A 26,917-nucleotide genomic window follows, 5' to 3' on the forward strand; every position below is an offset into this window, starting at 1 on the left:
CGACCGCGCTTACTTCAGGCCGGCCTTGTCGCAGGCGGCCTTGTAGTTGGCGGTGCAGATCTCCGAGAGCTTGTAGATCTTGTCCTTCAGGACGGTGTCCTGGATGTTGTCCGCGGTCAGCGAGACAACGGGGATGATCTTGCTGGGAATCCCCTTGTCGGTGCCGCTGTCGACCTTGTCGGGCGCCACGGAGGCGAGGTCCTCGCCCTTGCCGATCGCGACGGCCAGCTCGGCGACCGTGTTGGCTTCCTGCGGGTAGGACTTGTAGACGCTCATGTACTGCTCACCCTTGAGGATGCGCTGCACGGCGGCCAGCTCGGCGTCCTGACCGGTGACCGGGGGGAGCGGCGAGATACCGGCGGCCTTGAGGGCGGTGATGATGCCGCCGGCCATGCCGTCGTTGGCGGAGTAGACGCCGACGATGTTCTTCTTGCCCAGGGCCGAGATGGCGCCCTCCATGTTGGAGTTGGCGTTCTCCGGCTTCCACTCCTTGGTGTCGTACTCCTTGCCGATGTCGACCTTGCCGTCGAGGACGGAGTGCGCGCCCTTCTTGTAGTCGCCCGCGTTCGGGTCGGTCGCCGACCCGTTCATCATGACGACCTTGCCGTCCTTCGCCTTGTCGCCCAGGGCCTTGAGCAGGGCCTCGCCCTGCGCCTTGCCGACCGACTGGTTGTCGAAGGAGGTGTACGCGGAGATGGGGCCCTCGGCCAGGCGGTCGTAGGCGACCACCTTGATGCCGTCGTCCACGGCCTTCTGCACGGAGGAGCGGATGGCCTTGGCGTCCACGGCGTCGACGATCAGGACGTCCACCTTGTTGGTGATCATCGTGTCGACCTGCTGCGCCTGGAGGCTCGCGTCCTGCTTGGCGTTGTTGTAGACGACGGTGCCCTTGCCGTTGGTCAGCTCCTTGACCTTGGCGGTGATCAGCGGCTTGTCGAACTTCTCGTAACGCGCGGTCTGGTTCTCCGGGAGGAGCAGACCTATCTTCAGCGCGTCGCCCTTGGACTTGCCCGACGAGGACGAGTTGGCGTCGTCCTTCTTGCCGTCGTCGCTCTCCTTGGCGGACCCGCAAGCGGCCAGCGAGACGGCCAGACCGGTGGCGGCAAAGGCAAAGGCAGCACGACGCATACGCGTGTTCATGGAAACCTCCCTGACGAGGCCGCGTCGCTGCGGCCGAGGTGGCTGGAAGTCAACTCGGCCACACGAGCGGCGTCAAGGAGTTAATACTTAACGAGATGGCAACGGTGTCATGCGTTTGCTAAGTGAAGGCAGGGCGTCCGGCCGAAACCGGCGCCTCCAAGAGGGTCGAATCCCCCATTTCACTCAGCGCGAGAGCGAGCGCTCCCAGGACCTCCGCCCGGCCTCCGAGGGCCCCGGGGAGCACGGAGAGCTGCCGCGCGGCGCTCGGGATCGCGTACCGGCCCACCGACTCGCGGATAGGACCGAGGATCAGCTCCCCCGCCTCGGCGAGGTCCCCGCCGAGCACGACACGGCTCGGGTTGAGCAGATTGCAGAGGTTCGCGACCCCGCTGCCGATGTGCCGTCCCACGTCGCCCACGACGCGCCTGCACCCCGGGTCGCCCTCGCGGGCCAGGCGCACCATGCGCTCCAGGGTGAGCTCGGCGCCGTGGCTGGAGTGCAGCAGCGGCAGGACGTAGCGCGCCGCCGTGAAGGTCTCCAGGCAGCCGCGGTTGCCGCAGCGGCACACCGGGCCCGCCTCGTCGAGCGTGATGTGCCCGATCTCGCCCGCCGTGCCGCCCGGACCCCGGTAGATCCGCCCGTCGATGACGAGCCCGGCGCCGACCCCGCTCGCGACCTTGATGTACGCGAGGTCGCGCACCCCGCGCCCCGCCCCCCACACCAGCTCGCCGAGCGCGCCGAGGTTGGCGTCGTTGTCGACGTGCACGGGCACCCCGAGCCGTCCGCTCAGCTCCTGGGCCGGGCGGGTCCCCGACCAGCCCGGCAGGATCGACGTGGAGCCGAGCGTCCCGGACTCGACGTCGATGGGCCCGGGCACGCCGAGCCCCACGCCCGCGATCTTCGCCTCGTCCACCCCGGTCGCCGAGATGAGCCGCGCGACGACCTCCTCGGCCCGGTCCAGACCCTGCGCGGCCGAGGCGTCCACGTCGAGCGGCTCGGACTCCTCGGCGAGCACCTGGTGCGCGAGGTTGCCGAGCGCGACCCGCAAGTGCGTGTGACCGAAGTCGACGCCGATGACGATGCCCGCGTTGCCGCTGAGCGAGACGCTGCGCGCCCGGCGCCCGCCCGCCGAGGTGGGCGTGACCTCGACGGTGCCGATCTCGCGCAGCTCTCGGACGATGTTGGAGACGGTGGCCGCGGAGAGGCCGGTCGTCCGCGCGATCTCCGCCTGCGTCAGTGAGCCGGCGAGCCGCACCGCCCGTACGACGCGTTCCAGATTGGCCCGGTGCAGCGACGACTGCGACCCCGGAGTCTCCATTGCCCCATCCACTCCCGCCCTCGACCGGGCGCCCCGCAGCGGGGCACCCGCGACCGGTCACAAGGAGTGACGGCGGCCACGTACAAGTTGTGAACTCCAAGTTCCGCTGTCGGGGTTGCCGCAGTCAAGTCCTTGACGGACTTCGTTGTTCGCGCGTGAGCGGTCCGCCACCGGGCGCGGCCCGGCCGGGAGACCCGGAGGACCGCGCCCGCCGCCGCCCCGTGGGACCGCGGCGGGCGCGGTGCGTTCCGGCCGGGCCGATGCGGTGTCAGTTCGCTTGCGCGAAGGGTGAATCCCGGGGAGCGGGGCGGGCGTTCACGCTCCCGCGCCGCTCGCCCACCCCGTACCGGCTACTCGGGCATTCGCGCTCCCCGCCGCTCGCCCCGCCCCGTACCGGCTACTTCACGGCCCCCGCGGTGAGCCCTTCCTGCACTTGGCGCTGGAAGAGGATGTACGCGGCGAGCACCGGCAGCATCGCCATCACGAGCCCCGCGAAGAGGCCCGAGTAGTCCCCCTTGTACCCCTGGCTCGTGGCGAGGGCCACGAGCCCCTGGGTGAGGACCTTCTTGTCCTCGTCGGTGTTGAGCACCGTCGGCAGCAGGTACTGGTTCCACTGTCCGAGGAAGTTGAAGATCCCGACGCTGATGAGCCCAGGGCGGGCCATCGGCAGCATGATCTGGAAGAAGGTGCGGGTGTGGGACGCCCCGTCGATCATCGCCGCCTCCGCGACCGAGCCCGGCAGGGTCCGGAAGAAGGCGGTGAGGAAGAAGACCGTGAAGGGCAGCGAGTAGGCGATGTAGACGAGGATCAGGCCGTGTGTGGTGTTGAGCAGCCCGAGGTTCTTCATGACGAAGAAGAGCGGCACCAGCGCGAGGATGACCGGGAAGCTCATCCCGCCCACGAACAGGTAGTAGATGAAGCGGTTGCCGGGGAAGTCGAAGCGCGCCAGGACGTAGGCGCACATCGAGCCGAGCAGCAGTGTGCCGACGAGCGAGAAGCCCACCACGACGACCGTGTGGAGGAAGTAGTCGCTCATGTGCGCGTTGGTCCATGCCCGCGACCAGTTGTCGAAGTGCAGCGAGTCCGGCAGGGCCCACGGGTGGTTGAAGATCGACCCGTCGTCCTTGAAGGAGGTCATGACCGCCCACAGGAGCGGCATGACGACGAGGATCGCCCAGAGCACGAGGAAGCCGTGCGAGAAGACGTTGAGCACGCCGCCCGTCTTCGCTCCGCCCCGCGGCTCACGGGCACCCGCCGTGGCCGTACCGCCGGTTTTGCCCACCGGGCCGTCCTGCCCGGGTACGGACGCCTCCGGGGCCGCGTCGGCGGGTTCGCCCCGCTCCGCCGGGGAGGGGGTGTCGGTGGTCTTCATCAGAACTCCAGCCGCTCGCGCCTGCCCAGCCGCATCACGAGGCCGGAGAAGATCAGCGTGATGACGAGCAGGGCGACGCCGATGGTCGTGGCGTAGCCCGCCTGCCCCTGGCCGAACGCCTTCTGGTAGACGAGCAGCGGCAGCACAGTGGTGGAGTCGGCCGGGCCGCCGGGGCCCACCGACATGATCTGGACGACGGCGAATGCTTCCGCACCGAGCGAGAGGATGCCCATGTAGACCCAGCCGGACTGCACGGTGTCCCAGAGCAGCGGCAGGGTGAGGCGGAAGAAGGTCGTGAAGCGCCCCGCGCCGTCGAGCAGCGCGGCCTCGTACAGCTCCGAGGGGATCGAGGCCATGCCGGCCGAGAAGAGCACCACGAAGAAGCCGACCTGCGTCCACACGAGGACGGCCATGATGCACCACAGGGCGAGGTTCGGGTCCCCGAGCCACTCCGGTTGCACGCTGCCCAGACGGACGCCGCGCAGCACGGAGTTGAGCGCGCCGGTCTTCGGGTTGTACGCGAACTGGAAGAGCAGGGCCACGATGGCGATCGAGAGGACCTGCGGGAAGAAGTAGACGATCTTGTAGAAGGACGAACCGCGCACCCCCGCGATCGCCGCGCCCTTCCGGCGCCGCCCGCCCACGTTGATCATGAACGAGAGGAAGAGGGCGATGCCGAGGACCACGACGGGCAGCAGGACGACGTACGTGACGCTGTGCTGCGCCGACTTCCAGAAGGTGTCGTCGTCGAACATCTTCTTGTAGTTGCCGAACCCGACCATCTTGAAGTCGGGGCTCAGACCGGTCCAGTCAGTGAAGGAGTAGTAGATGGCCTGGATGAACGGCCAGATCACGAAGACCGCGTAGAGCGCGAGCGGGACGATCAGGAAGCCGATGACGAAGGGGTACTTGCCACGGTCGGCGGCGCTGCGGGGGCGCTTGGCCGCGCGGCCCGGGGCTGTCTTCCGCGCCCGGCCGGGGGCCGGGGCGGACGCGGGATCCGTCCCGGCTCCGGCTGCGCTGTGCTCGCTCGCCATCAGCGGTGCTTGTAGTGGGGGATCGAGTCGTCCTTGGCGGCGGCGTCGGCGAAGTCCTGGCACTTCTTGATCGCCTCGGCCGGGGTCATGCGCCCGGCCATCATCTCGCCGAGGGCGCCGACGCCGATCTTCTGCTTGTTCAGGTCGACGTACCAGTCCTGGAGCCGCGGGTTGAGGACGTTCTCGCCCGCCTTCTCCAGGGCGTCGATGCCGGACTGGAGGGCGCTGGAGAGTTCGAGCCCGTCGGTGCCGCCGTTGAGGGCGGAGAGCGACTTCACCTTCCGCGTGAAGTTCCTGGAGCTGGCCTCGGAGAGCATGACGCGGAGCTGCTCCATGCCGCCGTCGGGGTTCTTGGCGTTCTTCGGCACGATGAAAGGCTCGCCGCCGGAGGCCCACAGGGTACCGAAGGGCAGCGCGTCCGACGTGTCGAGGCTGGAGGGCGCAGCGACCTTCATCTGAAAGTCCTTCGGCGTGGTCTTCGCCGCCTCGTTCTCGACCCAGGAACCGTTGGGGATGAAGAGCGCGTTGCCCTTGGTCCACTCGGTCTGCGACTGGATGTGGTCGAGCCCTGGGGTGCCCTTGAGGACGTAGCCCTTCTTGTACAGCTCGTAGTACGCCTCGAAGCCGGCCTTGACGGCCGGGTCCTTCCAGGCGTTCGGCTCCAGGTTGTCGATCGCGTCGAGTACCTTGCGGCCACCGATCTTGCCGATGAACGGGAAGAGCGAGAAGGGGATGTAGTACGGGTACTTGCCGGCGTACGTCCAGCCGGCGATGCCCTTCTTCTTCGCCGTGGCGCAGACCTTGAGCATGTCGTCCCAGGTCTCGGGGTACTCCACCTCCAGTTTGTCGAGGGCGGTCTGCGAGTACCACACGCCGTAGACGGTGTAGGCGTAGTTGAAGACGTAGCACGCCTCGCCCTCGTACTGGCCCATCTCGACGATGCCGGGGCGCAGGGTGTCGCGCACCTTCTTGGCGGGGTCGTCGTAGGAGGGGGCGTCGAGGAGCGGGGTGAGGTCGGCGAGCTGCTTCTTGCCGACGAGGACGCCCATGTCCATCTGCTCGGCGCCGGAGTTGTCGATGAGGTCCGGCGGGGTGCCGCCGTTGAAGCGCGGCTGGAGCGTGGACTGGATCTTCTGGGTCGGGGTGAACTTCACCTTCGCCTGGGGGAAGTTCTTCTCGTAGATCGCGACGGCGTCCTTGCCGTACTCGCTGCCGAAGCCGCCGTCGAAGAGGACGAAGTCGAGCGGGGCCTGCTCGTTGACACCGAGCGGGTTCTTCTTGCTCTTGGTGCCCTTCTTCTCGGGCTTGTCGTCCGAGCCGCTGTCGCTGCTGGCGCAGGAGGCCAGGAAGCTCATCGTGGGCACGGTGACAAGGCCGATCGCGGCGGAACGCTTGATGAGGTCGCGCCGGCCGAGACCGCTGCCGTTCGCTCGGGAAGATCCCATGCTCAAGTCCTCGCTTTCATCCAGGACTCAGGCGGTGAACCGGACCCTCCCCGGCACCGCGGTGAAGTGTGACTGGGGTCGTGCTGCACGCCGGTCGGGTGCGGAACGACGGCGTGCGGGCGTATCGTGCCCGCGTGTCCGTGCCCTTCTCCCCCGGTTTCCGCGCGGATCAGGCTTCCCGGCCCGGGCGGTCGCCGACAGGTATAGTCCACTTGCGCCACAAGGGGCAAGATCGAAAGCCTCATCGGCCTTGGAACTTTCCCTAGTTGAGACCTCCGGGAAACGCCAGTAGCCGGATGTGTCGGCAACTTCCCAGTACAGAGTGGTTTTTGGGGACGAGTGCGACGGCGATTGTTCCCCCGCGCAACGAAGTGCGGGGCGCCGCCGGGTAGTTCGCAAAAGCGTTGACGCGGAATTCGCGCCGCCGTTTTCGGGATGCGTCCGGACATCACGCGAAAGGGCCCCTTCCCGGTGACCGGGAAGGGGCCCTTACCGCCTGCTGGCGGCCTCCGTGCCGCGACCTACTTGCGGATCAGCGAGCGGAGCACGTACTGCATGATGCCGCCGTTGCGGTAGTAGTCCGCCTCGCCGGGGGTGTCGATGCGGACGACCGCGTCGAAGTCCACGCCGGTGTCGGTGGTGACCTTGACCGTGCGGGGGGTCGTGCCGTTGTTCAGCTCGGTCACGCCGGAGAAGGAGAAGGTCTCCTCGCCGGTGAGGCCGAGGGTCTCGGCGGTCTGGCCCTCGGGGAACTGGAGGGGCAGGACGCCCATGCCGATGAGGTTCGAGCGGTGGATGCGCTCGTACGACTCGGCGATGACGGCCTTGACGCCGAGGAGCGCGGTGCCCTTGGCCGCCCAGTCGCGCGAGGAGCCGGAGCCGTACTCCTTGCCCGCGAGGATGACGAGCGGGATGCCCTGCTCGATGTAGTGGCGCGAGGCGTCGTAGATGAAGCCGACCGGGCCGCCCTCCTGCGTGAAGTCACGCGTGAAGCCGCCCTCGGTGCCCGGCGCGATCTGGTTGCGCAGGCGGATGTTGGCGAAGGTGCCGCGGATCATGACCTCGTGGTTGCCCCGGCGCGAGCCGTAGGAGTTGAAGTCGCGCCGCTCGACGCCGTGCTCCGTGAGGTACTTGCCCGCCGGGGTGTCGGCCTTGATGGCGCCCGCCGGGGAGATGTGGTCGGTGGTGACCGAGTCGCCGAGCTTGGCGAGCACGCGGGCACCGGCGATGTCCTCGACCGGGGCCGGCTCCATCTCCATGCCCTCGAAGTACGGGGGCTTGCGCACGTAGGTGGACTGCGGGTCCCACTCGAAGGTGTTGCCGGTGGGGACCGGGAGGGCCTGCCACTGGGCGTCGCCCGCGAAGACGTCCTCGTAGGACTTCTCGAACATGTCCTCGCCGATGGCGCTCGCGACGACCTCGTTGACCTCGGCCTCGCTCGGCCAGACGTCCGCGAGGAAGACCGGCTCGCCGTTCTGGTCGGTGCCGAGCGCGTCCTTGGTGATGTCGATCTTCATCGACCCGGCGAGCGCGTAGGCGACGACGAGCGGCGGGGACGCCAGGTAGTTCATCTTGACGTCGGGGTTGATCCGGCCCTCGAAGTTGCGGTTGCCGGAGAGCACCGAGGTGACGGCCAGGTCGTTGTCGTTGACGGCCTGGGAGACCTCGTCGGGCAGCGGGCCCGAGTTGCCGATGCAGGTCGTGCAGCCGTAGCCGACCAGGTTGAAGCCGACCTTGTCGAGGTACGGGGTCAGGCCCGCCTTGTCGAAGTAGTCGGTGACGACCTTCGAGCCCGGGGCGAGGGTGGTCTTGACCCACGGCTTGCGGGTCAGGCCCTTCTCGACCGCCTTCTTCGCCACGAGCGCCGCGGCGACCATGACGTACGGGTTCGAGGTGTTGGTGCAGGAGGTGATCGCGGCGACGGTGACGGCGCCGTGGTCCAGCTCGTACGTCGTGCCGTCAGGGGCGGTGACGGTGGCCGGGTTGCTCGGCACGCCGTTGGAGACGGCCGGGGCGTCGGAGGCCGGGAAGGATTCCTGGCCCGCCTCGTCCACGCCCGTGTCCGAGACGTAGTTGCGCACGTCGGAGGCGAACTGGGTGGCGGCCTCGGCCAGGACGATGCGGTCCTGGGGGCGCTTCGGGCCGGCGATGGAGGGGACGACCGTGGCGAGGTCCAGCTCCAGCTTCTCGGAGAAGTCCGGCTCGGCGGCCGGGTCGAGCCACAGGCCCTGCTCCTTGGCGTACGCCTCGACCAGGTCGACCTGCTGCTTGCTGCGGCCGGTCAGGCGCAGATAGTTCAGGGTCTCGTCGTCGATCGGGAAGATCGCGGCCGTCGAGCCGAACTCCGGCGACATGTTGCCGATGGTGGCGCGGTTGGCGAGCGAGGTGGCGGCGACGCCCTCGCCGTAGAACTCGACGAACTTGCCGACCACACCGTGCTTGCGGAGCATCTCGGTGATGGTGAGCACGAGGTCGGTCGCGGTCGTGCCGGGCTTGAGCTCACCGGTGAGCTTGAAGCCGACGACGCGCGGGATGAGCATCGAGACCGGCTGGCCGAGCATCGCGGCCTCGGCCTCGATGCCGCCGACGCCCCAGCCGAGCACACCGAGGCCGTTGACCATCGTGGTGTGCGAGTCGGTGCCGACGAGCGTGTCGGGGTACGCCTGGCCGCCGCGGACCATGACCGTGCGGGCCAGGTGCTCGATGTTGACCTGGTGGACGATGCCGGTGCCCGGCGGGACGACCTTGAACTCGTCGAAGGCGGTCTGGCCCCAGCGCAGGAACTGGTAGCGCTCGCGGTTGCGGCCGTACTCCAGCTCCACGTTCTCCTTGAACGCGTCGTTGGTGCCGAACTTGTCCGCGATCACCGAGTGGTCGATGACCAGCTCGGCGGGGGCGAGCGGGTTGATCTTGGAGGCGTCGCCGCCCAGCTCCTTCACGGCCTCGCGCATCGTGGCGAGGTCGACGACGCAGGGAACGCCCGTGAAGTCCTGCATGATCACGCGGGCGGGGGTGAACTGGATCTCCTGGCTCGGCTGGGCCTGCGAGTCCCAGTTGCCGATCGACCGGATGTGGTCGGCGGTGATGTTCGCGCCGTCCTCCGTGCGGAGCAGGTTCTCCAGCAGCACCTTGAGGCTGTAGGGAAGGCGAGCAGAGCCCTCGACCTTGTCCAGCCTGAAGATCTCGTACGACTCGTCACCCACGCGCAGCGTGCTGCGGGCGTCGAAGCTGTTCGCCGACACGACAGTCTCCTTCATTTCTGTGCGCGTACCACCACAATGCTGCCGCCATGCCGCCGGTCCCGTCAGCTAAGGTAAGACTTAGTTAGGTAACCCTTACCCGGGGCGGCGGTCGCGGTGCGCCTCGGCAGATATCTCGATGTCGAGATAACTCTAGTACACGCGGCCCGCCCGGTCATGCCCCCGGCCGCCCGGTGCCGCCCGGAAGGCGGGCGGCACCGGGCGGCCGGGGGCCGTCGGGGGCGGCCGGACACAGGGAGTTCTTGAGCGCTTTCGTACGGGTATGCCCCCGCCGAACCGCGGGTTTCGCGCGTCCCCGCGCGGTACGGCCATTGCGGTGGCGGTACGGGCGCGTGGCGCGCGTCACGCCCGGCCTGGGGGGCTCAGTACGCGGGCGGGCCCGCCTCGACGCGGCGCAGGACGGGCGCGAGCCGGTCGATGTGCTCACCGTCCCCGGCCTGGCGCTCGTCCCACCACGTCATCCCGGCCTCGGCGTACGGCGCGACGAGTTCGGCGGCCCGGTCGGGGTCGCGCGGCGAGATGCCACCGAGGACGAGGTCGAAGGAGGCGGCGGGAGTGGCGCGCTCCCGTACATACACCTCGGGATGCTCACGGACATGGGCGGCGCGGTGCTCGCGTCCATACTCCCCCGGCTCACGCACCTCCGCGAGGTCCGGCGGCGTCCCGTGCGAGGCGGAGCGGAAGAGCGGGACGGCGCCGTCCCAGCGCGCGGCGCGGCGCATCGGCGGGCGGCTCGGCCAGAAACCGCCGATCCACACGGGCGGGCGCGGGCGCTGCACGGGCGTGGGCAGCAACTGGGCGTCCTCCACGGTCCAATGGGTGCCGTGGTGGGTGACGCGCTCGCCGGACCAGTAGCGGTCGAGGAGCGCGAGGCCCTCGTCGAGCATCCCGGCGAGGACACGCGGGTCGGTGGGCTCGCCGAAGGTGCCGTACTCGTCCTCGACGGGCCCGCCGAGACCCGCGCCGAGGATGACGCGACCGCCGCTGAGCACGTCGAGCGTGGCGACCTGACGGGCGAGCTGGTGGGGGCGGCGGCGTGGGACGGGCGTGAGGAGGGTGCCCAGGCGCAGCCGCGTGGTGGCGAGCGCGGCGGCGGTGAGGAGCATCCAGGGGTCACCGAAGGGGACACCGCGCCGGCGCTCCCGGTCGTGCAGGACGTGGTCCCACACGAAGAGGCCGTCCCAGCCGGCGTCCTCGGCCGCCCGGGCGAGGCGGGCGACGGTGCGCGGGTCGGCGAAGTCACCGAAGTTGGGGATGTTCACGGAGTAGCGCATGGGCGCATCCTCAGGCCCTTACCCGAACGGCGCAATGCCGGTACGGACGGGTCCCGCCGTCACCCGAGTGGCGCGGGGGGCGTGGACGCGGTTCACTGAAATACCCTCACCGCGCCCGGGGTTGCACCTTCATAAGGCCTCGCGCGCCCCACACCCCCCAAGCGGCGACGATCTCATATCTGAGATAGCCTGCATCCATGGCAGACGATTACCTCGTACGCATCGGCAAGCTCATCCGTGACGCCCGTCAGCATCGCGGCTGGTCACAGGCGCAGCTCGCCGAGGCGCTGGCCACGAGCCAGAGTGCGGTGAACCGGATCGAGCGCGGCAATCAGAACATCAGCCTTGAGATGATCGCGCGCATCGGGGAGGCCCTGGACAGCGAGATCGTCTCGCTCGGGTACTCCGGGCCGATGCACCTGCGGGTGGTCGGCGGTCGCCATCTGTCGGGCGCGATCGACGTCAAGACGAGCAAGAACGCGTGTGTCGCGCTGCTGTGCGCGAGCCTCCTCAACAAGGGCCGGACGACGCTGCGGCGCGTGGCCCGCATCGAGGAGGTCTACCGCCTCCTCGAAGTCCTCTCGTCGATCGGCGTCAAGGCGCGCTGGATCAACGACGGCAAGGACCTGGAGCTGGTCCCGCCGGCCGAGCTGGACATGGCGGCGATCGACGCGGACGCGGCGCGCCGCACCCGGTCGATCATCATGTTCCTGGGCCCGCTGCTGCACCGCATGGACCACTTCACGCTGCCGTACGCGGGCGGCTGCGACCTCGGGACGCGGACCATCGAGCCGCACATGATCGCGCTGCGCCGCTTCGGCCTCGACATCACGGCGACCGAGGGCCTCTACCACGCCGTCGTGGAGCGGGCCGTCGTCCCGGACCGCCCGATCGTGCTGACCGAGCGCGGCGACACCGTGACCGAGAACGCCCTGCTCGCCGCCGCGCGCAACAGCGGCGTCACGACGATCCGCAACGCCTCGTCGAACTACATGGTCCAGGACCTGTGCTTCTTCCTGGAGGCCTTGGGCGTACGGGTCGAGGGCATCGGCACCACGACGCTCACCGTGCACGGCGTGCCCGACATCGACGTCGACGTGGACTACTCCCCCTCCGAGGACCCGGTCGAGGCGATGAGCCTCATCGCCGCGGCCGTCGTCACGGAGTCCGAACTCACCGTGCGCCGTGTCCCCATCGAGTTCCTGGAGATCGAACTCGCGGTCCTGGAGGAGATGGGCCTCGACCACGACCGCTCCACGGAGTACGTCGCGGACAACGGCCGCACCCGGCTGACCGACCTGACGGTCCGTCCCTCCAAGCTGGAGGCGCCGATCGACAAGATCCACCCCATGCCCTTCCCGGGCCTGAACATCGACAACGTCCCGTTCTTCGCGGCGATCGCGGCGGTCGCCCAGGGCAAGACCCTCATCCACGACTGGGTCTACGACAACCGCGCGGTCTACCTGACCGACCTCAACCGCCTCGGCGGCCGCCTCCAGCTCCTCGACCCGCACCGCGTCCTGGTCGAGGGCCCCACCCGCTGGCGCGCCTCCGAGATGATGTGCCCGCCCGCCCTGCGCCCCGCGGTCGTCGTCCTCCTCGCGATGATGGCGGCCGAGGGCACCTCGGTCCTGCGCAACGTCTACGTCATCAACCGCGGCTACGAGGACCTGGCGGAGCGCCTGAACTCGGTGGGCGCCCAGATCGAGACGTTCCGGGACATCTGACCGGCGGCTGCCGCCGCGCCCCGTCCGACCTGCTGCCCAGCGGGCCGGGGAGGGGTGCGGCGGCATCTCCGGGGCCACTGTGGGACTTTGGGCCCGCTGCGGGCTACGCACGGCAATCTGAACCTGCTCGGCCGCTACAGCTTCACCGCCTCCACCCCGGCCGCCGGCGCCCCGCGCCCGCCGCGCGCCCCGGACGCGTCCGCACTCGACGAGGAGGACGACGGCGAGCCGGAGTGAGCGCGGGGGCACCGGCGGTCGTGGAGGCGGTGGAGACTCCGGCCGAGGTCGCAGGAACCCTGGAGGCGGTGGAGGAGCCGGCCGGGAGGGCGAGCGTCGTGGAGGCCGTAAAGGTCCGAGACGGTTCGGAGCGCCTTCGAATCGGGAGGGAAGTGGCTTTCCCTCACCCGGTATTGCATAGTGATGGCTCGGTCATGCCTCGCTATCAGCGGGCCGATGGGTGCGTGGGCGGCTGTGGCCGGCCGGGGAGGGGCGATGCGTTCTCCGTACGACGGACAGCGACGCGGTCGTGCCGTCCCCCTGCAAAGCCGGCCCGGTGACGGGCTCCCCGGGCCGGTGCACCATGCCCCTTCGGCCACGTGCGGGGCCACAGGGTCCGGCGACGGGGGCGGGGCCGAGGGGTTCGGAACCGGGCGTGAGTCCGGCGCCCTCCGGGTGCGCCACGGACACCGTCGGCTCGTTGGCAGGACCGTGGCCGTCCGAGGACTGGCCCTGGATCTCGGCAGCTCCCGCACCCGGGCCTGGGTGCCCGGACGCGGTCTGGTCACCGACGCCCTCTTCGACAGCCGCAGCGACAGTCCCCTCGGCAGCCCGGACAAGAACGCCGAGCGGCCTGTCCGGCGCGGGCGCATCATCGATCCCGAGTCCTGCGGACTGCTGCTCGGCCGCATCGCCGACGCGGTGCTGGGCCCCGACCGTGCGGACAGCGTCATCGTCCTCAGCCACCCCGTCCTCGCCGGGGCCGTCCAGCGCGACGCCGCGCGGCAGCTGCTCGCCGGGCTCGGACCCACGTGCGTCCTCGTCCTCAGCAGCGCCCGGGCGGCCGCCGCCTACGCCGGGCCGCGCGACGCCGGACCACTGCTCGTCGTGGACTTGGGCGCCGAGCTGACCGAGGTCACGCTCCTCGTCGGTGGCCGGGTCGCCGACGCCCGGCAGGCCGAGAGCGGGCTCAGCGACCTGGACCCGGCGACGCTGCCCGCCGTCCTCGTGGCCATGGTCCTCGACATGGTGACGTCGATGTGGCGGCAGGACCGGCACGGTGCGATCCGGGGCGCCCTGCGCAAGGGCCCCCTGCTGGCCGGGGGCGGGGCGCTGCGCTCCGACGTCACCGACCGCCTCGCCCGCTGCCTCGGCACACGCGTGCGGCTGGCCGGGGACCCGTCGACCACCGTCGTCCGTGGCGCCGGACAGATCCTCAGCTCCGTGCTCCGCCACGGACTGACGCCCGCCGCCGCCCTGCCCGGCCACCCGAGGTGAGCCCGCACCCGGAGCCGCCCTGGGGGACCGCGCTCCGGCCGTGGCAGACCGGCCCGGCGCACCGGGCATCGAGTACGCCGCCCGTCCCGCCGCACCGTGCCCGGCGCGTGCTGGCCGCGCTCGTGCTCGCCGTTCTCGCCCTGGTCGGGGGCGCCCCCGCCGCAGGCGCCGCGCTCCCCGTTGCCCTCGACAGCCTCGCGTCAGCCGCCGCGTACCCGCCGAAGGCCCCGGCTCCCGTCCCGAAGACCGACCGCACCACCCACCCCGGCGGCCCCCACCAGGCCTCGCGGCGCCTCCGTCCGGTCCCGAGCCCCGCAGGGTTCGGAACCGACGGCCGCAACGCCCGCGACCCCAGGCCCGGTTTCGGCCCCTTCCACGTCTGGCCCGGCCCCAGCCCCCTCCACGTCCGCCCCGGCCCCGGCCACCCCCACCACCTCCGCGCGGTCCCCGCCCGACCGGACGCCCAGAGCCTCGACGCCCGGTCACCGAGTGCCGATCCGACCCACCAGCCCGCCCGGGCCGGTATCGGCCCGGCCCACCTCACCAGCCACGCGCCCCCGCCCTCGTACGACGGGCTGCTGACCCGTCCACCTGACCCGATCGGGCCGTGCCGCCCGGCCGGGCGAGCCCCCGAGGCCTCCTTCGCCGCGCCCTCCGGACGTCCGGGCGCCCTGCCCGGTGTCCGTGGTCCTCCGGGCACGAGCGCCGGTCCCCCGACCGGCCACCGGCCCCGCTCTGCTGATCCGGCGTCGCGTCCTCGCTGAGGTGAGGGCGGCCGCGCCCCACCGGAGGATTTCCATGACTCGCGCCACCACGGTGCGAGCGGTCCTGGCTGTCGCCGTGCTGCTCGCCTCCGTCTTCATCACGCTGACCATGTCCCCCAGACTCGGCCTCGACCTCCAGGGCGGCACCCGTCTGGTGCTCCAGGCCGAGGACTCCGACACCACCGAGGCCAACCGGGAGACCACCGACCGCACCCTGGAGGTCCTGCGCCAGCGCATCGACTCTCTCGGGGTCGCCGAACCCGTCCTCACCCGCTCCGGCGAGGACCGCATCATCGTCGAACTGCCCGACGTGCAAGACCGGGGCCAGGCCGCCGCCGTCATCGGCCGTACCGCCCAGCTCAGCTTCCACGACGTCCAGGGGGCTCTGCCTCCCGGCGCCGGCCCCGAGGCCCAGCCGGAGTCCGAGAAGCGGACCGACCGGCTCGTCCTCCCCGACGAACAGGGGACCAGACTCCGCCTCGGCCCCGCCCGGCTCTCCGGCGCTGGCGTCAAGGACGCCACCGCCGCCTTCGAAGCAGCCCAGCAGGCGGCCGGCTGGACGGTCAAGCTGGACTTCCACAAGAACGCCGGAAAGGACTGGACGAAGCTCACCGGTGAGGCCGCCTGCCATCCCGCCGGGGACGAACGGCGGCGCGTCGCGATCGTCCTGGACGAGAAGGTCATCTCCTCGCCCCAGGTCGACCCCTCGGTCGGCTGCCAGGCCGGGCTGCCCTCCGGCAGTACGCAGATCACCGGCTCCTTCAGCGCGGAGGAGGCCCAGGACCTGGCCCTGCTCATCAAGGGCGGCGCCCTGCCCGTCCCCGTCGAGATCGTCGAACAGCGGACCGTCGGCCCGACGCTCGGCGCCGCCGCCATCGACGCCAGTGCCCAGGCGGCGCTGATCGGCGCTGCCGCCACCGCGCTCTTCATCACCCTCGTCTACCGCCTCTTCGGCGCGCTGGCCGCCGTCGCTCTCGCCGCGTACGGGGTGGTCTCGTACGCCGCGCTCGTCGGCCTCGGCGTCACCCTCACGCTCCCCGGACTCGCCGGGTTCGTCCTGGCCATCGGGATGGCGGTCGACGCGAACGTCCTGGTCTTCGAACGGGCCAGGGAGGAGTGCCAGGACCGGCCGGCACTCTCCCTCCGCTCGGCGCTGACCACCGGCTTCCAGAAGGCGTTCAGCGCTGTCGCCGACTCGAACGTCACCACGCTCCTCGCGGCCGGGCTGCTGTTCTTCCTCGGCTCCGGCCCGGTCAAGGGCTTCGGTGTCACCCTCGCCATCGGCGTCATCGCCTCGATGTTCTCCGCGCTGGTCATCGCCCGCGCGCTCACCGAGATCGCGGCGGGCTCCCGCTTCGTCAGCGACTACCGGGGCGTCAACGGCATCGCGCGCCCCGGCAGCGTACGGACCTGGCTGACCCGCAAGGACCCGCAGCTCTTCCGGAAGCCGGTCCAGTGGCTCGTCATCTCCACGGCGCTGGTCGCCGTCGCGGTCGCCGGGATCGTGGTGCGCGGGGTGGATCTGGGCGTCGAGTTCACCGGGGGCCGGCTCGTGGAGTATTCGACCAGCAGGCCGGTCGACGTCGAGACCGCCCGATCCACGCTCGCCGTGGCCGGCTTCGGGGACGCCGAGGTCACCACGACGGGCGACGGCGACATCTCCGTACGCACCGGAAAGCTGGACGACGACGGGGAGCAGGCCCTGCGGACCGCCCTGGCCACCGAGGGCGGTGAGACCACGAAGGTACGGGACGAGCTGATCGGCCCGAGCCTCGGCGACGAACTGCGGCGCAACGCGCTGATCGCCCTGGCCGTCGCCGTGCTCGTACAGCTCGTCTACCTGGCGGCCCGGTTCCGGTGGACGTTCGCCGTCGGGTCGGTGGTCGCGCTGGTGCACGACGTGATCATCGTCGTGGGCGCCTTCGCCTGGCTGGGGCGGCCCGTGGACGGCATCTTCCTGGCCGCCCTGCTCACTGTCATCGGCTACTCGGTCAACGACTCGGTGGTGGTCTTCGACCGGGTACGGGAGCTGTGGGCCGGGAACCGGAAGACACCCCTGGCCACCATCGCGCGCCGGGCGGTGCTCCAGACCGTCCCTCGTACGGTGAACACCGGCATGGGCGCCCTGTTCATCCTGGCCGCCCTCGCGGTGCTCGGCGGCGACTCGCTGACCGACTTCGCGCTCGCGCTGCTCGTCGGCATCGTCGTGGGTACCTGGTCCTCGGTCTTCACCGCCGTACCGGGCGCCCTCGTCCTGGAGCGCACCACCAGCGCACCCCCGCCCGTCCCGGACAAGTCCCCCAAGCGCGCCCGCGCACCCCGGCGCGACCCCTTCGACAACGGGGCCCGCGTCTGACCCGTACGCGAGGAGACGCTCACCGGTCCCCCGTTACCTTTTTCGCGGCCTCGCAAGAGGGTCGATGGCCTCCAGGCCCGGCATGGCTGTTGTCCCCTGTTGGGATGACCTGGGGGCGTCGCCGGGGCCGAGCGGTACCGTCACAGACGCTGATCAGTGGTCCGGTCACCGCTCGGCCCGGCGCGATGCCCGGACGCTGACGGGCGGAAGGTCCGCATCACGTGGATGCGCGAGAACGGCTCCCTGCCTTGGAACCGACACGTATCGACGCACGTGGGGGCACGGTGATCAGCAGCGACCAGGTGGGCGTCTTCCCGGGCCTGGACGAAGTCGCAAGGTAAATGTGGTGCTGGCCAAGGAGAGGAAGGTGGCTGCGGTACCCGAGCCACGGCCGCCCACGCACATCGCTCGGCTGAGATGCCCCAGCCGAGCGCTTGCGTGAACTGCTCGCGGCCTGATCGAGACGACCACGCGTTGGAGCGCTGCCTGAAGCCGCCGTGGCAGCGGGCCTTGCCGCTTTTGGCCGGTCGGCGGACGAGCTCAGAGCTGGGTTTCACCACCGTCCACGGCCAGCTCGATGCCGGTGGTGTACGTGGCGTCGAAGGCGAGGAACGCGGCCGCCTTGGCGAACTCTTCGACGGTGCCGTAGCGCTTCATGGGGTTGCTCGCGGTCCGCTCCGCCCTGAACTGGTCGGCGGCCTCTTCGGACAAGTTCATCGTCTCCAGAATCCCCGAGTCGATGGGGCCCGGGCTGATCGCGTTGACACGAATTCCCCGCGGAAGCAGCTCGCGGGAGAAGGTGCGGGCCATCGAGCGCAGCGCCGCCTTGCCGGCGGCGTAGACGCTGGTCTCCACCATGCCGATGACGTTCGCGATCGAGGTGGTGAGGACGATGCCGGCGTTCGCGCTCAGCAGCGGGGCGAGTTTCTGCACGGTGAAGAAGGAGCCCTTGACGTTGATCGCGAACAGCTCGTCGTACATGTCCTCGGTAGTCGACGCGAGCGGAGTGAGGGGTGAGATGCCGGCGTTCACGAACAAAGCCGCGATCGAGCCGAGTTCGCTTTTCACGCGGTCGGCGAGCATGTCCAGGTCGGACAGGGAGGCCACATCCGCCCGGACGGCCACGGCACTCTCGCCCAGCCGGTCGCGTGCCGCGTCGAGCTTGGCCTGAGAACGGCCGGTGATCACCACGCGGGCTCCGCCGTGCACCAGCAACTCCGCCAGCGCGAGCCCCATGCCGCTGCTGCCGCCCGTGATCACCACATTCTTGTCGCTGTACTCACCCATGAGCCGGGATCACTCCGTTCCCTCATCAAAGACACGTCCGTATATGTGGATGTCGCCGTTCATGAAGCGCGTCAGCCGAGGGTTTCGATCGTCATGCCGCCTGTGGTGATCGCACGGAGGTGATCGCCGGCAAGCACGTCGTGCGGGTTGCCCAGGTCGATGGCGCTGACCTCGTCGAGGCGGGCCAACTGCGAAGGAGTGAGGTCGACTTGCAGGGCACCCAGATTGTCCTCCAGTTGCGCGAGGGTGCGGGCGCCGAGGATGGGTGCCGTAACGCCCGGTGCGTTCAGGACCCAGGCCAGTGCCACCTGGGCGGGTGTGCGGCCCAGCTCCGAGGCCACGTCCTTCACCGCGTCGGCCATGGCGAGGTTGCGGTCGGTGACCCATCCCAGGGCGGCGTTGAGGCTCTTGCGGTTGCCGGCGGTCTCGCCGGCGACGGAGCCCACCGGGTTCTGGTCCTCCCGGCCGTACTTGCCGGTCAACACCCCACCCCCCAACGGGGAGTAGGGGACCACGCCGAGTCCCATCTCCCGTGCCATCGGGATCAGGTCGCGCTCCGTGGTGCGCTGGATCAGGCTGTACTCGGTCTCCAGGGCGACCAGTGGAGACCAGCCGCGCAGGTCGGCGATCGCCTGCATGCGCGACACCTGCCAGGCGGGGGCACTGGAGATCCCCACGTACAGCACCTTGCCCTGCCTCACCAGGTCGTCCAGACCCCGCAGGATCTCCTCCACCGGCGTCCTGAAGTCCCATACGTTCACGTAGAGCAGATCGATGTAGTCGGTGTTCAGCTGCCGCAGACTGGCTTCCACCGACGCCAGCATGCTCTTGCGGTGGGTCCCCCCGGAATTCGGGTCACCGGGCCGGCGCAGCGTCGAGTACTTCGTCGCCAGGACCATCTTGTCCCGGTTGGCGTGGGCGAATTCGCCGAGCAGTCGCTCGGAGCTGCCGTTGGTGTAGGTGCTGGCGGTGTCGAAGAAGTTGCCGCCGAACTCGGTGTAGCGGTCGAAGAGCTTGCGCGCCTCGTCCCGCTCGGCGCCCCAGCCCCACTCGGTGCCGAAGGTCGCCGTGCCCAACGCCAGCGGTGAGACCCGGAGTCCCGAACGGCCCAGCAGCCGATAAGTGTCGAGAGTGAGTGCCATCGTGTTCTCCTGTGAGGTGCGGTTCGTGGTGTCGTGGTGTTCGTGGGGGTGAGGATCGAGGGTCGGCTCGCCCGGATTTCAGGCCCTGAGCGCGTAGCCGCCGACCACGGTGAGGTTCTGGCCGGCGATGTAGCCGGGGGGTCTCCGAGGCGAGGAAGGTCACCGCTTCCGCGCCCTCCCGGCGGGACCCGAAGCGTTCGAAGATCCCTTTCGAGCGCTTGGGGTCCCGGCCGCTCTCGGGACCCAGCGTGTTGAGCGACGGGGTACCGGCGGCCCCGGAACCGACGGCATTGACTCGGCTCCTGAGCGGGGGCCGTTTCGGGCACGTGTGAGCACGGCATGGGCGGCAGCGCACCGCGTGTCGCCGCCCCCCTCGGGGCGTCAGGGGCGCCGCGTGTGGCCTCGGAGGGATCGCGGCAGGAATCGGTGCCGAGAGGTCAGGGCGGTTGGGCCGCCGTTCCTCATGAGCGGAGGGGATCGGACCGCGAGGGCGTCGTCGGAGAAACCGGATCTTGCTCGTGCGAGGGAGCCGGGATTCTGTCCGGTGATCGCGAGCGGGTGGCCGCCTGCGACCAGCAGCTCGGCCGTCGCCGGGCCGATCCCGGGCGTTCCCCGGTGAGGAGCGCTGGAGGCATGGAGAACCTTTCGTCGCTGAAGCGTTGGGTGAGACCAACCCATAATCGGGGACCTCCCCGGTTGTCTCACCGTACACTAAACCGGGGACGTCCCCGAATCGTTCCCAAGCCTCATCCGACACTCACGATGGCGAAGGTCATGACACCTCCACGCAGCACCCTGCGCGCCGACGCGCAGCGCAACCGCGAGCAGTTGATCGCCACGGCCGCCGAAGCCTTCGCGTCCGGACGCGCGGTCTCGCTGGACGCGATCGCCAAACGCGCGGGAGTGGGGAACGCCACCCTGTACCGGCACTTCCCCACCCGAGAGGATCTGGTCGAAGAGGTCTACCGGGACCAGATCCGGCCCTTGCGCGAAGATGCGCGCACCCTGCTGGCTGCCAAGCCGCCCGCGCAGGCACTCCACGCGTGGATGCTCCGGTTCGCCGACTGGGCCGGTGAACGACGCGGCATCTGTGAGGCCCTGGTCGCCATGAGTGCGTCCGGCCGCTTCGGCACCGGACCGGTCTGCGACGAGGTCCAGCAGATCTTGGCGATGCTGCTACAGGCCGGCGCTGAAGCGGGAGAACTGCGCGGCGACATCGACCCGGCCGACGTGGGCGGGATCCTCGCCGGTTTGCTCTCCGCGGCCGGCGCACCCGAGCAGCGCCCCCAGCTGAACCGCATGCTGGGCGTCGTCGTCGACGGACTCAGGCCCCGCTGAGGCGGGTGCGGAAAGTCCTGGGCGGGGCCTGCGATGTCTGCGGTGCCTGCGGTGATCGCGGTGCCGGCGAGGTCCGCCGTGCCTGCGGTGTCCGGTGCGTGCGCCCGGTGCGCCGGCTCCAGATTCTCGTACTGGACGTATTCGGGTTTTGGGCCGGTGGGGCGAGAGCGCGTACCGGGCGCCGTGGGTGCTGCGCAGGGCGTCGCCGACACGCCCTGAGCGATACGCCAGCCGTTCGGCGAGGCGTCGGCCTGTGCCGGACGGCATGGCCTCGGTCGAGGCGGTCGTGACGCCCAGACTTCGCGAGGATCGTCGGGATGGTCGCCGACGTTCGGCCCGCTCCCCGCTCGCGGCAGCGCCCGAACGGCTCGCCAGGTGTTCCGTCGCCGCTCACGGGGATCATCGAGGCCGTAAGTGCGGACACCCTGAAGGGCTCTCGGTGGGAACTCAAGGGTCCGTCGTCTTGCACTGCGGAGTTGCTTCCGTGGGTTCGGGGCCAACTCGCGACCTTGCCGTCCCTGGTCCCTGGACCGGCAAGACGCCGAGCGGCCCCCTGCTCGAACGCGGCGAAGCGGGTTGAGAGCTTGGCGGCGGGGCAGCCTCGGGTCGCTGCTGTACCGCGGGCGCTGAGCGAGGCCGTCGCCACGACGCCGGCGGTAAGCGACGGCGCGCCGTCGACCGGGCCCGCATCCACGTACGCGCAGGTGCGGGCCCTCGTCGACGGGCCCGGCGTCACGTGCCGGTGAGCTTGTCGGGGTCGGGGGCGTAGACGGTCATCCAGTGCGGGTTCAGCCGGTAGTAGACGACCTCGCGGTTCCAGTCGAAGGCGTCGTCGCCGTAGAAGTCCTTCAAGTAGGCGAGGAGTTCCTGCCAGTCGGGCGTGGTCTCGGCGACCTCGGGGTTCAGCTCCTCCACCGTGCCATGGGTGAACACGCCGAGGTCCTCGCCGCGCATGTGCGCGACGCTGGCGGCCGGACGGGCCGCGAGATGACGGGCCTTGGCGGCGCTGCGCGCCGTGCCGAAGTGCCACCGGCCGTGCAGGAAGTGCCCGTCGGCGCCGCTGATCCGCGGTTCGCCCTTCGCGGTCACCGTGGAGAGGGCGAGCGTGCACATACCGGTGAGGACCCCGGTGAGCTGCGCCGCCGTAATGGTGCGGCCCTCGACGATCGAGCGGAGGTGTGAGGTCGAGCCGGAGAGGGAGGAGTCGAGGAGAGACTGGAGTCCGCTGAGTTCTTCTGGGGTCTCGCGCATACGTCCATCGTCGGCCGTAAACCCGACACCTTCTGTCGCCATTGATGAAGCAACGCGACGTTCTCGACGACGCCAGAGCATCGACGCCCCCGACACGGGAGCGCTGCGCCGCGAGAGCAGCCGGTCACTGGGACACCCGGTCGGCCGCCCCTGCTCGCGCGTCGACGGGGTGGTGGCAGTCAGCCACGTGTGCGGGTACGACTCCGCGCTGACGCCACCGTCTTTCAGCCGCGACAGGGCCTGCGCACGGCCGGCAGCGCCCCCGCCCTGGCCGGCAGCGGGGGCGGCGGTATTCCTCGGGCGTCAGGCCGGTGTTGAGTCTGCGGGCGCGAAGAACGACAGGAGCGCCGAAACGAAGGCGTCGGGTGCCTCCTCGGGCACGTAGTGCCCGCATCCCTCGATCACGAGTTCCCTCACGTCGCCGGCGACGCGGCGGACGTCGCCCGCGACGCCGGCTCCGCGGAAGGCGGCGCCGCCGACCGCCAGCACAGGCATCGTCAGAGGGACGTGCTTGCGCGCGTGGTTCTGGGTGATCGTCACGTCGAGGGCCCGGTAGTACTGAAAGCTGGCGTGCAGCGCGCCCGGCTGACGAAGCGCCTCGATGTAGACGTCGACGACGTCCGAGGGCATCGCGTCGGGGGTGGCGCCCTTGGAGGTGAACTGATCGCGGAAGTAGAGATCCTCGCGCCCCTCGATGAGCTTCTCGTTGACCGACGGCAGTCGGTTGAACATGAAGTGCCAGGTGGCCTCGACCGCCCGGGTGACCGGGGGCGTGGCGCTCGGGTCGTCGGAGATACCGGGCAGGGCGGCTTCGGCGAGCACGAGTTGGGTGACGCGCGAGGGGTGATCGCTCGCCAGGGCATAGGCGAGCATCATGCCCACGTCGTGGCCCACCAGCCGGAAGGTCTCGTGACCCAGGGCGGTCATGAGCCGGGCGAGGTCCTGTGCCGCGGTGACGCTGTCATACCCCGTCTCCGGTTTGTCGGAGCACCCCACTCCGCGGGGGTCGACCGCGATCACCGTGAAGTGCTCGGAGAGCGGGAGCATCACCTTGCGCCACTGCCACCAGAACTGCGGCCAGCCACCCACCAGGAGCAGCGCGGGCCCTGAACCGCCCGAGACGGCGTGCAGGGAGATGTCGCCCAGGTCGTAGCGGTTGCTCTGGAACCGTTCACCGAACCCGTCCGGCAGATCGGGCATCGCCGTCACGGTGCCGAATCCGGTCACGGGCATTGCCGGAACAAGCGTCATCGCGCCTCTCCAAAGAGTTGAACCACTTTAAGTGGTTCGCACGGCAGCAGGAGTCCGAGTGAACCGGATAGTGTGGTTCTCATGGCGGACGGAGGACAGGTGGGGGCAAGGGAACGCGGGGGGCGCTCGGACACCGAGGCGCAGCCGTTGTGTCTCCGGTTCACGAAGACGGTGACGGCCCGCGAGACGGCGACCCCGAAGGACTCGCTGCTCCGCCCGTCGGACCTGGCCGAGTGGCTCGCCGCCGCAGGGCTGGGTGGGCGGCCGTCAGGGCTGGACGAGGAGTTGCTGCGCGAGGCGCGCGAGCTGCGGGAGTCGATCTACCGTGCGGCCCGGGCGATCGCGGAGGCACGGGAGATGGATGGGGCGGACCGGGATCGCATCAACGACTGGGCCGGCCGCAACGACGCGTACCGCGTACTCGACGGCGCTGGTGTCACTTGGCGCTTCCCCGGCTCGTCACCGGCTCGGTCCGCCCTCGCGATCGTGGCCGGCGACGCGGTCGACACGCTCGGCGGCCTCCGCGCCGGCACCATCAAAGTGTGCGCGGGGACGGGCTGTGTCGCGGTCTTCCTCGACGCCACCCGCGGCAGGTTCCGCCGCTGGTGTTCCATGAGCACCTGCGGCAACCGGGCCAAGAAAGACGCCATGCGCGTGCGACGCGCCCAGTGACGTCACGCGGTGCGGACAAGGCGGAAATCCTTGGCCTGAGTGCCCTGAGTCCGCTGCGTGCGGCGCCCTGACACCGCCGTCGCCCCCCTCACCTCACGAGTTCGGCGCCCGCCTTCGACGGCAGATCAGCCCTGCACCTCCGCCCGCCCGGCCCGCGCGAGGGGCCTCTCGCTGTGGGGCGCCCGAGGGCTGGCGGGAACTGGCGGCTCACTGCCATCAGTGCCCGCAGAGTCCTCGTCGATCATCAAGACCCACCCACCGCAAGGCATCGGCCAAGCGCCGGTCACTCGACATCCAGGCTCCACCAGCCTCGTCGGAAACGAAGCCCTTCGACGGCCCGTACCGTCGTACAGAGCCGAAAGGCACCCGTCAGCAGGAGAGCCCCCTGGGACTTCCGGTTCCATCAAGCGGCCCGCGCATGACAGCCGGAAGGTCGTTCGCGCGGCTCAGCGACCACTCCTGAAGATCGCCCGCTGGGAGCGCGCAGTCCTCGGCGGTGGTGATCAGCGGGCCTTGTCAGCCTGCCGAGGGGGTGAGGCTGGTGCGGTCGAACGGGCCACCGTGCGCGGTGGCGTACGCGATGGCGTCGTTGACGGCGTCGAGGCCGAACGAGCGGACCCGTTCGGGGGCGAGATCCAAGGCGCCCGAGGCCAGGAGCCGGATGATGCCGACGTTGGCGGCGCGCGGGTACATCCACTGTCCGCGCACGGTGACCGAGTTGCGCATGATCCATGGGTACGGGAGCGCGAGGTCGTCGCCACCGAGCATGCCGACGCCGCCCATGAGGACGACCCGGCCGTACTCGCGCACGACCATGGCTGCCGTGCGCGAGACCGAGCTGGGTGCGCTCGGCGGGAGCAGGTCGATCACCATGTCGACCGGGGCGTCGGCTGCCGCGGACATCGCCGCGCGGTCGGTGGCCTCGTCTCCGGTGAGCGAGACCGGGCGCAGACGCGGACCGAACCGGCCGGCGAGGAGGTCGAGCGCGGCCTGGTTGCGGCCGGGGGCGACCACGCGGCCCGCGCCCATCGCGAGCGCGACCGCGACCGCGCTGCTGCCGAGGTTGCCGGTGGCCCCGCTGACGAGCAGCGTCTCGCCGGCCGCGAGGCCACCCGCCAGCAGTCCGCCGTAGGAGATGGCGTGCACGGTGAGTGCGGCCCAGCGGGCCGGATCGTCCCCCGCCACGGCGGGGAGCGGGAAGACGTTCTCCGTCGGGACCCGCATGAGCTCGGCGAACGCGCCGTCGTGCAGGTACTCGGCGAGCCGCGCGCCGCCCTCGCCGCGCGAGCTCCAGCCCTGGAGCGTGATGTCGGGCGTCAGGGCGTCGTCCCGCGAGCGCACCGTCGAGTCGCACCACACCAGGTCGCCGACCCGCAGCCGGGTGGCGTCAGGGCCGATGCGGACGATCCGCCCCACCGCGCCGACACCGGGCACCACCGGAGGGACAAGGGGGTACTTCCGCTTGCCGCCGAAGACTTCGGCCGCGTAGGGCAGCACGCCGGCGGCAAGGACCTCGACCACCACCTCACCGCCCCCGGCCTCGGGGTCCGGCACCTCCCGCACCGTGAGGGGGGCGCCGAACTGCGTCAGAACTGCTGCTCGCATGTGATGACCTCCGTGCTCGTCCGTTCTTGTCCGTGCTTGTGGGATCGACACTAGGAGCGGGACAGGCCATGCGGGAAGCGAGGATCTCGCATCCGTGGTATGCGTAGGCCGCATGGACATCTCCAGCACCGGACTGCGGGTCCTGCGGCAGATCGCCGAGTCCGGCAGCTTCACCGCGGCGGCCGAACGGCTCGGCTACACCCAGTCGGCCGTCTCACGCCAGGCCGCCGCCCTCGAACGCAGCGCCGGCACCACCCTGTTCGAACGCCGCCCGGACGGGGTGCGGCTCACCCCGTCCGGCCTGACCCTGCTGCGGCACGCCCATACGGTCCTCGCCTCACTCGCGGCGGCCGAGCGTGAGCTCACCGGCACCGTCGCCCGGACCGAACTGGTGCGCCTCGGGGCATTCCTGAGCGCGGGCCCGACGATCCTGCCCGTCGCACTCGCACACCTCGCGGCAGCCGACCCGCAGATCACGGTCACCACCCGCGAGGGCACCACACCCACCCTGATCCGGGCGCTGCGCGCGGGCTCGCTCGACCTCGCCGTGCTGACCTCCCGCCCACCCCACCGGCCCTTCGACAGCGAGTTGCCGCGCCTGCACCTCGAGACCGTCGCGGACACCGAACTGGTCGTGGCGGCGGCTTCGACCGGAGACTTCGCCGGACGCACCGCGGTGCACGTCGACGAGTTGGCCGACGCCGCGTGGATCGCCACCCCGTCGTCGAGCGCCGAGCCGCTGCTCGGCGTCTGGCCCGGCCTGCCCGGACGGCCGCGCGTCGTCCACTCCGCGCGCGACTGGCTGACGAAGCTACACCTGGTCGCGGGCGGTTTCGGCGTGACCACAGTGCCGTCCAAGCTCTCTCCGGTGCTCCCGCCCGGGGTGAGCCTGCTGCGCGTCGACGGCGCACCCCCCGAGATCCGCCGGGTACTCGTGGCACGCCTCTCCGGCCACCCCACCCCGGCGATCACGGCCGTCACCCGAGCGATCACGTCGGCCGCCTGAAGCGCCGCCAAGGCCGCGCACAGGACTGGGGCCCGGACGCGCAGGCCGGACCCATCAGCGTCTGCGCAGTGTCTCTTGCTTCCGGCCGGGCGAATAGCCCGTCAGGCACCAGGCGAGACAGCCGACTCCTCTCGCTCATCGAGAACGCGTCAGCCGCGGAGGGGGGTCCGGAGGGAGG

Annotated in this window: 18 protein-coding genes and 1 pseudogene; 7 read left to right on the plus strand and 12 right to left on the minus strand. The window is 70.5% G+C overall.

The window, feature by feature from the left end:
* Positions 1 to 9: 9 nt before the first annotated feature.
* From IF99_RS0100110 to IF99_RS0100140, 7 genes are all read right to left on the minus strand, one after another.
* Positions 10 to 1,140 carry a substrate-binding domain-containing protein gene (locus IF99_RS0100110; protein ID WP_107048905.1) on the minus strand — a complete coding sequence of 377 codons (1,131 nt, stop codon included), beginning with the start codon at positions 1,138 to 1,140 and terminating at the stop codon, positions 10 to 12.
* Between the two features lie 118 nt (positions 1,141 to 1,258).
* The gene (locus IF99_RS0100115; RefSeq protein WP_030994185.1) at positions 1,259 to 2,458 is read right to left on the minus strand and encodes an ROK family transcriptional regulator; all 1,200 of its coding nucleotides are present in this window, start codon (positions 2,456 to 2,458) and stop codon (positions 1,259 to 1,261) included.
* Positions 2,459 to 2,855: 397 nt separating this feature from the next.
* Positions 2,856 to 3,830, minus strand: coding sequence for a carbohydrate ABC transporter permease (locus tag IF99_RS0100120; RefSeq protein WP_030994186.1), 975 nt, complete (start codon positions 3,828 to 3,830; stop codon positions 2,856 to 2,858).
* Positions 3,830 to 4,867 carry a carbohydrate ABC transporter permease gene (locus IF99_RS0100125; protein WP_234340524.1) on the minus strand — a complete coding sequence of 346 codons (1,038 nt, stop codon included), beginning with the start codon at positions 4,865 to 4,867 and terminating at the stop codon, positions 3,830 to 3,832. The genes IF99_RS0100120 and IF99_RS0100125 overlap by 1 nt, the downstream gene beginning before the upstream one ends.
* Positions 4,867 to 6,312 carry an N-acetylglucosamine/diacetylchitobiose ABC transporter substrate-binding protein gene (gene ngcE / locus IF99_RS0100130; RefSeq protein WP_030994188.1) on the minus strand — a complete coding sequence of 482 codons (1,446 nt, stop codon included), beginning with the start codon at positions 6,310 to 6,312 and terminating at the stop codon, positions 4,867 to 4,869. The genes IF99_RS0100125 and ngcE overlap by 1 nt, the downstream gene beginning before the upstream one ends.
* A 521-nt stretch (positions 6,313 to 6,833) precedes the next feature.
* Positions 6,834 to 9,554 carry an aconitate hydratase AcnA gene (gene acnA / locus IF99_RS0100135; protein ID WP_030994189.1) on the minus strand — a complete coding sequence of 907 codons (2,721 nt, stop codon included), beginning with the start codon at positions 9,552 to 9,554 and terminating at the stop codon, positions 6,834 to 6,836.
* A 380-nt stretch (positions 9,555 to 9,934) separates the two neighbouring features.
* Positions 9,935 to 10,846 (minus strand): LLM class flavin-dependent oxidoreductase, encoded by a 912-nt coding sequence (locus IF99_RS0100140; protein ID WP_030994190.1) that lies wholly within the window; start codon positions 10,844 to 10,846, stop codon positions 9,935 to 9,937.
* A 197-nt stretch (positions 10,847 to 11,043) separates the two neighbouring features.
* Here IF99_RS0100140 and IF99_RS0100145 point away from each other — a divergent pair, with 197 nt between their 5' ends.
* From IF99_RS0100145 to secD, 4 genes and pseudogenes are all read left to right on the plus strand, one after another.
* Complete coding sequence (locus IF99_RS0100145; protein WP_030994191.1) at positions 11,044 to 12,573, plus strand: UDP-N-acetylglucosamine 1-carboxyvinyltransferase; 1,530 nt, start codon at positions 11,044 to 11,046, stop codon at positions 12,571 to 12,573.
* A gap of 87 nt (positions 12,574 to 12,660) precedes the next feature.
* Positions 12,661 to 12,810 (plus strand): annotated as a pseudogene (locus tag IF99_RS34225) (hypothetical protein); the annotation flags it as partial.
* 471 nt (positions 12,811 to 13,281) lie between these two features.
* A complete protein-coding gene (locus tag IF99_RS0100155) occupies positions 13,282 to 14,067 on the plus strand; it encodes a rod shape-determining protein (RefSeq protein ID WP_107048906.1) in 786 nt (261 codons plus the stop codon).
* Positions 14,068 to 14,865: 798 nt separating this feature from the next.
* On the plus strand, positions 14,866 to 17,187 hold the full coding sequence (gene secD / locus IF99_RS0100165) for a protein translocase subunit SecD (RefSeq protein WP_030994194.1): 2,322 nt from the start codon (positions 14,866 to 14,868) through the stop codon (positions 17,185 to 17,187).
* Positions 17,188 to 17,727: 540 nt separating this feature from the next.
* Here the strand turns inward: secD and IF99_RS0100170 are convergent.
* Both IF99_RS0100170 and IF99_RS0100175 read right to left on the minus strand, forming a co-directional pair.
* Positions 17,728 to 18,474, minus strand: coding sequence for an SDR family oxidoreductase (locus tag IF99_RS0100170; protein ID WP_030994195.1), 747 nt, complete (start codon positions 18,472 to 18,474; stop codon positions 17,728 to 17,730).
* 71 nt (positions 18,475 to 18,545) lie between these two features.
* Complete coding sequence (locus tag IF99_RS0100175) at positions 18,546 to 19,616, minus strand: aldo/keto reductase (RefSeq protein ID WP_030994196.1); 1,071 nt, start codon at positions 19,614 to 19,616, stop codon at positions 18,546 to 18,548.
* Between the two features lie 762 nt (positions 19,617 to 20,378).
* Here IF99_RS0100175 and IF99_RS0100180 point away from each other — a divergent pair.
* The gene (locus IF99_RS0100180) at positions 20,379 to 20,954 is read left to right on the plus strand and encodes a TetR/AcrR family transcriptional regulator (protein ID WP_234340525.1); all 576 of its coding nucleotides are present in this window, start codon (positions 20,379 to 20,381) and stop codon (positions 20,952 to 20,954) included.
* A gap of 732 nt (positions 20,955 to 21,686) precedes the next feature.
* On the opposite strand, the gene IF99_RS0100185 is transcribed toward IF99_RS0100180, so the two are convergent.
* Together IF99_RS0100185 and IF99_RS0100190 are read right to left on the minus strand one after the other, a co-directional pair.
* Positions 21,687 to 22,205, minus strand: a complete 519-nt coding sequence (locus IF99_RS0100185; RefSeq protein WP_030994198.1) for a pyridoxamine 5'-phosphate oxidase family protein — start codon at positions 22,203 to 22,205, stop codon at positions 21,687 to 21,689.
* Positions 22,206 to 22,508: 303 nt separating this feature from the next.
* The gene (locus IF99_RS0100190; RefSeq protein ID WP_234340526.1) at positions 22,509 to 23,438 is read right to left on the minus strand and encodes an alpha/beta fold hydrolase; all 930 of its coding nucleotides are present in this window, start codon (positions 23,436 to 23,438) and stop codon (positions 22,509 to 22,511) included.
* A gap of 99 nt (positions 23,439 to 23,537) precedes the next feature.
* Here IF99_RS0100190 and IF99_RS0100195 point away from each other — a divergent pair, with 99 nt between their 5' ends.
* Positions 23,538 to 24,128, plus strand: a complete 591-nt coding sequence (locus tag IF99_RS0100195; RefSeq protein ID WP_030994200.1) for a CGNR zinc finger domain-containing protein — start codon at positions 23,538 to 23,540, stop codon at positions 24,126 to 24,128.
* A 516-nt stretch (positions 24,129 to 24,644) separates the two neighbouring features.
* Here IF99_RS0100195 and IF99_RS0100200 read toward each other — a convergent pair.
* Positions 24,645 to 25,733 carry an alcohol dehydrogenase catalytic domain-containing protein gene (locus IF99_RS0100200; protein ID WP_030994201.1) on the minus strand — a complete coding sequence of 363 codons (1,089 nt, stop codon included), beginning with the start codon at positions 25,731 to 25,733 and terminating at the stop codon, positions 24,645 to 24,647.
* A 112-nt stretch (positions 25,734 to 25,845) separates the two neighbouring features.
* On the opposite strand from IF99_RS0100200, the gene IF99_RS0100205 reads away from it, so the two are divergent.
* Positions 25,846 to 26,739: a LysR family transcriptional regulator gene (locus IF99_RS0100205; protein ID WP_030994202.1), complete on the plus strand. Its 894-nt coding sequence runs from the start codon at positions 25,846 to 25,848 to the stop codon at positions 26,737 to 26,739.
* The last annotated feature ends 178 nt before the right edge of the window (positions 26,740 to 26,917 follow it).

This window comes from Streptomyces sp. NRRL F-5630, from assembly GCF_000719475.1.
In the GTDB taxonomy this organism is placed as follows: Bacteria; Actinomycetota; Actinomycetes; order Streptomycetales; family Streptomycetaceae; genus Streptomyces.